This window comes from Pseudomonas sp. (genome assembly GCF_032058845.1).
Classification (GTDB): domain Bacteria; phylum Pseudomonadota; class Gammaproteobacteria; order Pseudomonadales; family Pseudomonadaceae; genus Aquipseudomonas.
This window is the reverse complement of sequence record NZ_DAMCCR010000150.1, coordinates 1-7,962: the sequence shown is the minus strand read 5'-3', so window position 1 is coordinate 7,962 and position 7,962 is coordinate 1. Positions and strand designations below refer to the sequence as shown.

7 protein-coding genes are annotated in these 7,962 nt (G+C 64.5%); 2 read left to right on the top strand and 5 right to left on the bottom strand.

Annotated features, from left to right (window positions below; genetic code table 11):
• From RT028_RS19180 to pcaR, 5 genes are all read right to left on the bottom strand, one after another.
• On the bottom strand, positions 1–872 hold an 872-nt coding region (locus RT028_RS19180), incomplete at its 3' end, for an acetyl-CoA C-acyltransferase (RefSeq protein ID WP_312936899.1).
• The gene (locus RT028_RS19175) at positions 869–1,648 is read right to left on the bottom strand and encodes a CoA-transferase subunit beta (protein WP_312936897.1); all 780 of its coding nucleotides are present in this window, start codon (positions 1,646–1,648) and stop codon (positions 869–871) included. The genes RT028_RS19180 and RT028_RS19175, both read right to left, overlap by 4 nt.
• A complete protein-coding gene (locus RT028_RS19170; RefSeq protein WP_312936895.1) occupies positions 1,645–2,505 on the bottom strand; it encodes a CoA transferase subunit A in 861 nt (286 codons plus the stop codon). The genes RT028_RS19175 and RT028_RS19170 overlap by 4 nt, the downstream gene beginning before the upstream one ends.
• 163 nt (positions 2,506–2,668) lie before the next feature.
• The gene (locus RT028_RS19165) at positions 2,669–4,027 is read right to left on the bottom strand and encodes an MFS transporter (RefSeq protein WP_312936893.1); all 1,359 of its coding nucleotides are present in this window, start codon (positions 4,025–4,027) and stop codon (positions 2,669–2,671) included.
• Positions 4,028–4,331: 304 nt separating this feature from the next.
• Complete coding sequence (gene pcaR, locus RT028_RS19160; protein WP_312936891.1) at positions 4,332–5,201, bottom strand: pca regulon transcriptional regulator PcaR; 870 nt, start codon at positions 5,199–5,201, stop codon at positions 4,332–4,334.
• Positions 5,202–5,778: 577 nt separating this feature from the next.
• On the opposite strand from pcaR, the gene RT028_RS19155 reads away from it, so the two are divergent.
• Together RT028_RS19155 and RT028_RS19150 are read left to right on the top strand one after the other, a co-directional pair.
• The gene (locus RT028_RS19155) at positions 5,779–5,991 is read left to right on the top strand and encodes a hypothetical protein (RefSeq protein WP_312936889.1); all 213 of its coding nucleotides are present in this window, start codon (positions 5,779–5,781) and stop codon (positions 5,989–5,991) included.
• A gap of 408 nt (positions 5,992–6,399) precedes the next feature.
• Complete coding sequence (locus RT028_RS19150; protein ID WP_312936887.1) at positions 6,400–7,872, top strand: inorganic phosphate transporter; 1,473 nt, start codon at positions 6,400–6,402, stop codon at positions 7,870–7,872.
• Positions 7,873–7,962 lie beyond the last annotated feature (90 nt).

Sequence of the window (7,962 nt, the reverse complement as noted above, 5' to 3'; positions counted from 1 at the left end):
GCAACGCCGCCGCTGGCCATGCCCAGTACCCGCGCCCGCGGGGTCAGGCCGTGGCGCTTCACCGCCTCGGCCGACGCCAGGATCAGCGCTGCCGCGCCGTCGTTGACGCCCGACGCATTGCCGGCTGTCACGGTCTTGTCGGGGCCGTTGACCGGCTTGAGCCGGGTCAGTGCCTCCAAGGTGGTATCGGGGCGCAGGTGCTCGTCCTGATCGACCACGGTTTCGCCTTTTTTGTGGGCGATGCGCACGGGCACGATCTCTTCGGCGAAGAAACCGGCCGCTTGGGCCGCCGCGGCTTTCTGCTGGCTACGCAGGGCGAAAGCGTCCTGGTCGGCGCGCGAGACGCTGTAGTCGTCGGCCACGTTGTCGGCTGTTTCGGGCATCGAGTCGACGCCATGTTGCTGCTTCATCAACGGGTTGACGAAGCGCCAGCCGATGGTCGTGTCTTCCAGCTTCATGGTGCGCGAATAACCGCTCTCGGCCTTGCCCATCACGAACGGCGCGCGCGACATCGATTCCACGCCCCCCGCAATCGCCAGCTCCATCTCGCCGCTGGCAATGGCCCGGAACGCAGTGCCGACGGCCTCCATGCCCGAGGCGCAGAGGCGATTCAGGGTCACGCCCGGGATACTGTCGGGCAGGCCTGCCAGCAGCAGCGCCATGCGCGCGACGTTGCGGTTGTCTTCACCGGCCTGGTTGGCGCAGCCGAGAAACACTTCGTCGACCTGCTCCCACTGCACGCCGGGATTGCGCTCGATCAGCGCCTTGAGCGGCACGGCGGCCAGGTCGTCGGCCCGCACGCTGGCCAGCGCGCCGCCGAAGCGGCCGATGGGGGTGCGAACGGCATCGCAGATAAACACATCACGCATCACGCTTCTCCTGGCGCCTGGCCATGGGCCGCGGCGGTTCGTGCTTCAAGGTCGCGCAGCGCAGACAGCTCGGCGTCGGTTGGCGCAGCGGTGTCCTGGACATCCTCCGCAAACCGCAGGGTCCAGCCGGTGGCAGCGATGATCTGCTCACGGGTCACACCCGGGTGAATCGACGTCACCACGAACTCGTGGGTGTCGGCTTCCGGCTCCATGATGCACAGGTCAGTGATGATGCCCACCGGCCCCTCGCCGGGCAGGCCCAGGCGTTTGCGTGAGTCGCCGCCTTCGCCGTGCCCGACCGAGGTGATGAAGTCGAGCTTCTCGACGAAGGCGCGGGTCGATTGCTTGAGGATGATCAGCACCTGCTTGGCGGAACCGGCGATCTCCGGCGCGCCGCCCGCGCCCGGAAGGCGGGTGCGCGGGGCATGGTAGTCACCGACCACGGTGGTGTTGATGTTGCCGAAACGATCCACCTGGGCCGCGCCAAGAAAGCCCACATCGATGCGCCCCCCTTGCAGCCAGTAGCGAAAGATTTCGCCGGTCGGCACTACGGTGTCGGCGGTTTCGGCCAGCTCGCCATCACCGATCGACAGCGGCAGCACACTGGGCTTGGCGCCAATCGGCCCGGACTCGTAGATCAGCACCACATCCGGCGAGGAGGTCAGACGCGCCAGGTTGGCGGCCTTGGACGGCAGGCCGATGCCGACGAAGCACACCGCACCGTTACGCAGGCGGCGCGCGGCGGCGACAGTCATCATTTCAGCGGTGGAGTAGCTCATTGTACGGCCTCCGAGGTGCTGGCCAGGCGGGCCTTGAATTCGGTGAAGTCGGCAGTGCCGCGGATGTAGGTGTCGATCCAGGCGGTAAAGGTCTCGCGGTTGCGCGCAATCGGGTCCCAGGCCTGATAGAAGCGGTTGTCACGCTCGTAGTAGCCGTGGGCATAGGACGGATGCGCGCCGCCTGGCACCAGACACACGGCGCTCAAGGCCCAGGTCGGCAGCACGCAGGCGTTCATCGGCGCTTGCAGGTCATCGACGATTTCTTCGACGGTGACGATGCAGCGCTTGGCGGCCAGCGCGGCTTCCTTCTGCACGCCGAGGATGCCCCAGAGCAGCACGTTGCCTTTGCGGTCGGCTTTCTGCGCGTGGATCACGGTCACATCCGGGCGTACCGAGGGCACGGCCGCCAGCACTTCGCCGGTGAACGGGCAGGTCACGCTCTTGATCAGCGGGTTGACCTTGGGCAGGTCGGAGCCCGCGTAGGCGCGCAGCACCGCGAATGGCAGCCCTGACGCACCGGCGACGTAGGCATTGGCGAGGTCGGCATGGCTGTGCTCTTCGATCTCGATCGCGTGCGGCCATTGTTTCTCGACCGCATCGCGCAGGCGGTGCAGCGAACCCACGCCTGGGTTGCCGCCCCAGGAGAAGATCAGGCGCTTGGCGCAACCGGCACCGATCAGCTGGTCGTAGATCAGGTCGGGGGTCATGCGCACCAGGGTCAGGTCGCGCTTGTTCTGGCGAATGATCTCGTGCCCTGCGGCAGTCGGAATCAGATGCGTGAAACCTTCCAGGGCGACGGTGTCGCCATCCTGGATGAACTGCTTCACAGCGTCGTGAAGCGAAAGGATTGCTGCCATTGGAGACTCCTGGTCAGGACGAGTCGATGCGCTGAGCAGCGCGTCGAAACCGGCGCTGCGATGCACTCAGAGTAAGGAGCCGCGCGGTGGCTTTACAATCCGATAATCGTCTATCTGGGCGATTATCGAACGATATGTCGGCCGCTTGCTCACGCCTGCCTGCTCAGGTGGCATCCGCATGGCTGACCACGCCCTTGATCACCACCGCTACTGCCGCCAGCGCTGCCGGCACCAGCAGTGCCGTCAGGACCTGCGTGAAGCTCCAGCCGAGCCCGAGCAGGGTCGCCCCACTCCATGCGCCGAGAATCGCGCCGAAGCGGCCGATCCCGAGCATCCATGACACCCCCGTCGCGCGCGCCCGGGTCGGGTAGAAGCGCGCCGCCAGCGAGGGCATGGCCGACTGCGCACCGTTCACGCACATCCCGGCCAGCAGCACCAGGGTCGCCAGCAGCGCCATGTTGCCCAGGCTCTGCCCCACCGCATAGGCGAAGCCACCGGCCAGGGCGTAACACACGCCAATCACCGTGTGCGGGTTGCAGCGGTCCATCGCCCAGCCGACGGCCACCGCGCTGAGCACTCCGCCAAACTGGAACAGTGCCCCGATGAACGCCGCGTGTTCCAGGCTCGAGCCGCTATCGCGCATCAGGGTCGGCAGCCAGCTGGTGAGCAGGTAGACGATCACCAGCCCCATGAAATAGGGCAGCCACAGCAGCAGCGTACCCAGCCCATAGGTGCCGGAGAAGATCACCGCGAACACGTTGCGTGCGGCCACTGCCTGCTGCTCCGGCACACTGAAACCGCTGGCGCTTGCCACGATAGCCGGCGCAATGGGCGCCAGGGTCCTGCGCACGCGCTGCGTGCCGCGGTTGCGCACCACCAGAAAACGCGCCGATTCCGGCAGCCAGACCGTCAGCACCCCCACCAGCAGCAGCGGCAAGACGCCGCCGAGTACCAGCAGGCTCTGCCAACCATAGGCTGGAATCAGCTTGGCGGAGACGAAGCCGCCTGCGGCCATGCCCAGGTTGAAACCACAGAACATGCTGGTCACCAGCAGCGACTTGTGCCGCTCCGGGGTGTATTCAGAGAGCAGCGTGGTGGCGTTGGGCATGCCCGCCCCCAGGCCCAGGCCCGTCAGAAACCGCAGGATCAGCAACTGATCGACCGACGTGGCATACGCCGACGCCAGGCTGAAGCCGCCAAACAGCGCCACTGCGCCGATCAGCACGCCACGTCGACCAAAGCGGTCGGCCAAGGGGCCCGAGCCCAGGGCGCCGAAGACCATGCCGATCAAGGCGGCGCTCATCACCGGGCCGAGGCTGGCGCGATCGATACTCCACGCCTGGGACAGCGCCGGGGCGATGAAGCCCATCGCCGCGGTGTCCAGGCCATCGAGGAAGACGATCAGGAAACACAGCAGTACCACCCGCCACTGAAACCGTGAGAGCGGTTGTTCATTGATCAAGCGTTGAACGTCCAGCACCTGGCCTGCAGAAGCTGCGGATTTATCGAATCGTGAGGTCATGGGTGTCGTCCAGACAGTACGCGCAAGCGGGCGCCTGCACAGTCGATGTGCAGCCGTGAGGGGGTCTCGAGCAGTGCGAGTGCGTGGCTAGACGGGGTCTGGCGGTACTGCATGCAGGTGCGGCCGCAGCAGTGGGGATGCAGTGTTCATGGACAGTTCTCGTCTGTTGTTCTTGTGCGGCCGGTCTGAGCCGACTCGTGCGAGAAACAGTAGTCAGCGCAGGCAGCGGGCGCAATTGATGCGCCGTGACTGTGTGCGTTTATCGAACGCTTTAGCTGCGCCGCGCTTGCATTACGGGTTGGCCTCAGCCGAACAGCTGGGTACACAGGTCCTGGCTGGTGGCCAGCAGGATGGGCAGAAAGCGCTGTTCCAGTTCGTTGCGCGTCACCCGGCCCACATGGGTGCTGACGTTCAGCGCGGCCAGCACTTGCCCGGAGGCGTCATAGATGGGCACGGCGATCGAGCGCAGGCCCTGCTCCAGTTCCTGATCGACCACGCAGAAGCCTTGTGCGCGCACTTGCTGGATGCAGGCGAACAACGAATCGGCGTCGTGCAGGGTGCGGCTGGTGCGCGCCTTGAGGTCGGCCCGTTCCAGGTATTCGCGCAGGCTGGCGTCGTCCAGCGCTGCGAGCATGATGCGGCCCATCGAGGTGCAGTAGGCCGGCAGTCGGCCGCCGACCGAGAGATCGACCGAGATCAGGCGCTCCACGGTGGCCGAGCGAGCGATGTAGAGAATGTCGTCGCCCTCGAGGGTGGCCATGTTGGCCGCCTCGTGCAGCGTGTCGCTGATGCGGTCGAGGTACGGCTGGGCAGACACCGCCAGCGGCGTCGAGGACAGGTACGCGTGGCCCAGCGTGAGCACCTTGGGCAACAGCGAGTAGGTGCGACCGTCCGTCGTGGCGTAACCCAGTTTGATCAGCGTGTGCAGGCAGCGCCGCACCGCTGCTCGGGGGATCTCGGTACGGTGGCTGATCTGGGCGATGGTCAGGTGGCGCTTGCGCTCCTGAAACGCCTGGATCACCGCAAGGCCCCGGGCCAGCGAGGTCATGAAGTCAGGATCGCCGGTGAACGCCTGGATACGCTTGGCCGCCGACGCGACGATCGGGGGTGCCAAGGCGGCGGTGGCGGCGCGAATCGGGCCGGTAGCTGCAACGTCTGGGGTTTCTTCGCTCATGGGCTAGGTCTCGATGAACCGGTGCTTTGTGCGATTATCGAACAAGCGGCCGATAATCGCAATTGACCGCCGACACGTTTGCTTATACCTTTCTACCTGCCCGATGTGGCTTCTTTGGAGAGACTGGTCAGGTACCCACCGTGGAAGCTTGAAGGCAACGGCCTCGCCCTTTCGCGAGGCCGTTTTCATTTGTGCGGCGCAATCGAACTTGCAGCACACTCCGACATCGAAGTTAATGTTCGCCATGCCCTTGGCTAACGCGATATAACTGCAACTTCGCGCACGCTCATGCCAAGCACTGGCCTGACTGTTCAGGCGCAAGAGGCGCATTATACTCGCCGTACGCATTCTTTACCGATCAACCCCGTGCTGTCGGCCACCGTCGAAGCGCCAGGCACGTTGCGTGCAAGCGCGCGCAGGTCCGGGTACCAGCCCCTGCAAGGCCGCTGGCGGGTGATCGAACACTGACAAACAGGAACACTGGCGTTACGACAGCGCACTTTCCCCGGTTCGTAACCGACCCACGCCTACGTGATGGTCGCCCTCGGGGTACAACTTCAAACTGACAGGTATTGTTGTGACAAAAGATGAACTGCGCGCAGAACTCGAGCGCCAGGCTGAACGTTTTACCGGCGTGTATGGCGGCGAAGTCACCACCTATGCGGCGCAACCTGACCCAGAACGCAAACCCTGGCGCAAGCGCGCGACCATTCATGACCAGGCCTTCGCCGAAGAGCTGGACAAGATGGAAAAGGAACTGCGCACTGACAGCGGCCAGACCAGCGCTTGACACGCTGCAACTCGCCCAAGGGTGGATACGTTCTGCCCACCCTGGCAGTTGCCCTAACAGCGCGACCGTGTTCTGCAGTGACGCTGTGTCGACTGACACGGGCGGAGCCTGAGCGATTGATGAGCATGGCCTCGACGTCTCCACTCAGTACGCTTGCCTGCCGTACCGGTAACGGATTCATACAAATTTCATAGCGAAATCTGCGAGTCACCGTCCGCCCCGCTCATTGCAGCGCCTGGGTAGTTGTTGCGCATTTGCCAGCCTTTGCGCGAACTTCGCACGCGATGCGCTTGAGGCGACTGCCCGCAACACTGATTTGGCGCAAGATTTTAGGGCCTAAGCGGATGCTTCGATCAGCGCGTTTTTCTGGCATAATCCGGCCCCCTTTCGACCGCCAGAAAACTTTTCATGATCGATTTATTCAGCGGACTGGACGCCTGGGTCGCCGTAAGCCTGGTGCTTGCCTTGACCTTCGTGCTCGCTTTCGAGTTCATCAATGGCTTTCATGACACCGCCAACGCGGTAGCGACAGTCATCTATACCAAAGCCATGCCGCCGCACCTGGCGGTGTTCTTCTCGGGGGTCTTCAACTTCCTTGGCGTGTTGCTCGGCGGCGTCGGCGTGGCCTATGCCATCGTCCACCTGTTGCCGGTGGAACTGCTGATCAACGTGAATACCGGTCACGGCCTGGCCATGGTCTTCTCGCTGCTGGCTGCGGCCATCGCCTGGAACCTGGGCACCTGGTACTTCGGCATTCCGGCCTCCAGCTCGCATACCCTGATCGGCTCGATCTTGGGCGTCGGCCTGGCCAATGCCCTGATCAACCACATCCCGCTGGGTGATGGCGTCAACTGGCAGAAGGCGATCGATATCGGCCTGTCGCTGGTGTTCTCGCCCCTGGCCGGCTTCATCGTCGCTGCCCTGGTATTGCTGTTGCTCAAGCGCTGGCGGCCGCTGTCGAAGATGCACAAAACGCCTGACCAGCGCCGCAAGCTCGACGACAAGAAGCATCCGCCGTTCTGGAATCGCCTGGTGCTGGTGATCTCGGCCATGGGCGTGAGCTTCGTGCACGGCTCCAACGATGGCCAGAAAGGCATCGGCCTGATCATGCTGGTGCTGATCGGCATCGTGCCGGCGCAGTTCGTGCTCGACCTGGGCAGCAGCACCTACCAGATCGAACGTACCCGTGACGCCACCCTGCACCTGAGCCAGTTCTACGAGCGCAATGCCGATACCCTGGGCGATTACCTGGCCCTGGGCAAGGCACAGGCCGGCGACCTGCCAGGCCAGTTCAGCTGCGACCCCAAGCAGACCGAACCGACCATCAATGCCTTGCAGAGCTCGCTCGCTGGCGTGACCGACTACCACGACCTGAGCCCTGAAAAACGTGTTGAAGTGCGCCGCTACCTGCTGTGCCTGGACGACACGGCGAAAAAGGTCGGCAAGCTGCCAGGCCTGCAGGCACGCGAGCGTGCCGACCTCGACAAACTGCGCAAGGACGTGACCGCCACCACCGAATATGCACCCTTCTGGGTCATCGTCGCGGTTGCCCTGGCCCTGGGCCTGGGCACCATGGTTGGCTGGAAGCGCGTGGTGCTGACCGTTGGCGAGAAGATCGGCAAGCAAGGCATGACCTACGCCCAGGGCATGTCGGCGCAGATCACCGCGGCCTGCGCCATCGGCATGGCCAACGTGTTCAGCCTGCCGGTGTCTACCACGCATGTGCTGTCCTCTGGCGTGGCGGGCACCATGGTCGCCAACAAGAGCGGCCTGCAAGGCGGCACGATCAAGACCATCCTGATGGCCTGGGTCCTGACCCTGCCAGCCACGGTGGCGTTGTCTGCCGGGCTGTTCTGGCTGGCGACGCGCTTCCTCGGTTGAGGCAGTCGCTGCACCGTAAAGGCGCCCCAAGGGCGCCTTTTTCATGGTGCGCCAGGCATGGCGCGTCGCGCGCAAGCGCAACCCGCTTGG

Coding starts and splice junctions, on each gene's coding strand:
- RT028_RS19175 (WP_312936897.1), bottom strand. CDS start 1,648: ATGAGCTACTCCACCGCTGAAATGATGACTGTCGCCGCCGCGCGCCGC.
- RT028_RS19170 (WP_312936895.1), bottom strand. CDS start 2,505: ATGGCAGCAATCCTTTCGCTTCACGACGCTGTGAAGCAGTTCATCCAG.
- RT028_RS19165 (WP_312936893.1), bottom strand. CDS start 4,027: ATGACCTCACGATTCGATAAATCCGCAGCTTCTGCAGGCCAGGTGCTG.
- pcaR (WP_312936891.1), bottom strand. CDS start 5,201: ATGAGCGAAGAAACCCCAGACGTTGCAGCTACCGGCCCGATTCGCGCC.
- RT028_RS19150 (WP_312936887.1), top strand. CDS start 6,400: ATGATCGATTTATTCAGCGGACTGGACGCCTGGGTCGCCGTAAGCCTG.